Genomic DNA, 1671 nt, shown 5'->3' on the forward strand with positions numbered 1-1671 from the left:
GATAGCTTGCGGACCCGGCGATTGAAACATCATGCTGGCTCGCAGGCACCTGCCGGGCCCGATCAAGGCGCGGCGCCATGAGCCGGGAACCGCGCAACGCAAGCTGCGCCTCGGGCCCCTCCTCACCAAGCACACGGGCAAGGACGTCCATCCCGGCGCCGGAAACGTCCACCAGCCGCAATCCAAGATCAGGCACCTCATTCTGCAGGCTGCGCACAAGACCCCAGATAGACGCCGCGACGGGATCACATGGTTCACCCGCATCCGCTGCCACCGCGCCCTGCGTGACAATCGACACGCCCAGAGGCAACCGCAAACGACTTGCCTCGACAGACTGAATGAGCAGGAGAGTGTTCACCAGAGCCGGCGGCAAGACCACATCAACAGAGCAAATCCCTTTGGACTGCGGCACGACCCACGTGATGCCAGACAGTTCCTCCAGAGCGCCAAGTCGCCCGTCTCTCTCGGCCTCTCCGATCCAATGTCCAGGGCTCCCCGTTGCACACGTCTCAACCGCGTGACCTGCCTTGCGCAAGGCATCCGCCAGATGGTCCGCCACCTGATCAGGCCCTGACGTCAGCACAATCATTCTACGCGGCTTCACAAGTCCCGCTAGGTCACTGTTCACTTCGACCTGCCTGACCACCGGCCAACAAAGCTCGAAGGAAACGCCGCGAATCCCATTCTCGGATCGCAACACCTTACGGCGGCTGGCGAGACGGGTATTGTTTCGGAAGGCTGTTTCGGTTTCGTTGTCGGGATCGAGGAGGATGTTGATGAGGCTCGGGGGGAGAGGCTCTGCGCCCTCGGCCGCGTTCTGCGCGTCGAGGTCGATAAGGCGGGGAGCCAGTTGCGGGACTTCCTGGGCGAGGCTGCGGGCGAAGCCCCACAGCGGCGCGCCCGGGAGGCCCGGCGCGGGCTCCTGGCCGGTCACGATTGCACGCCGCGTCAGGAAGCTCATGCCCTTGCGCGGGAACTGACCCGCTTCCTGCAGCGCCTGGCTCAGGGCCAGCGCGCTCGCCGTCAGCCGCTCCGTATCGGGCCAGAGTTCTGTACCAGCCCCGCCAAGCGCCTCGCCATGCACCACGCCATCCAGCGGCACATCATCGGACAGCGCCGCGAGTAGCGCCTGCCAGGCATCCCGGCGCGCCGGCTCGACAAAGGCCTGCCGCACACCCGGCAAAAGCGGCTTTTCCGCCACCCCGCCAGCCGGATCAACCCAGATCACCTGCTGGTTGCGCGCGGCAAGGCCCGTGGCCAGCACGTGGCCGCCGTCCCCGGGCGCCAATACCAGCCACAGGCCACGGGGCTCTTCCACCACCGAAGGCGCCTGCGCCACAATCACACCCTGAGATGCGTCCTCCGCCATCGCACCGTCCGCCGCGATCACCTCCACGCCATCGAAACCAGCGTCCGGCAGCACAGACCGCCAGCTGGATGCCCCCATCAACGCATGATCGGCACGCCACCTGTCTTCAAAGCGCCACCATCCCTCCAGCAACCCGAAGGTCAGATCCAGCCAGCCCTGGGGCTTCAACCCCTCAAGGGCAACCAGAATGCCCGAGGGCGCAAGCAGCCTGCGGCAATGCCCAAGGCTTGCCCCGATATCGCGCGTGGCATGCAGCACATTGGCCGCGATCACCAGGTCATAGCCATGCGCGGCAAAGCCCT

Annotated in this window: 1 protein-coding gene; it reads right to left on the bottom strand. The window is 65.9% G+C overall.

All coding sequences use genetic code 11. The annotated features are described in order from the left end of the window. Positions 1-1671: hypothetical protein (locus WCJ41_RS22120; protein ID WP_336907991.1), on the bottom strand; the 1671-nt coding region annotated here is incomplete at both ends.

The sequence above is a fragment of the Aestuariivirga sp. genome (assembly GCF_037139295.1).
In the GTDB taxonomy this organism is placed as follows: Bacteria; Pseudomonadota; Alphaproteobacteria; order Rhizobiales; family Aestuariivirgaceae; genus Aestuariivirga.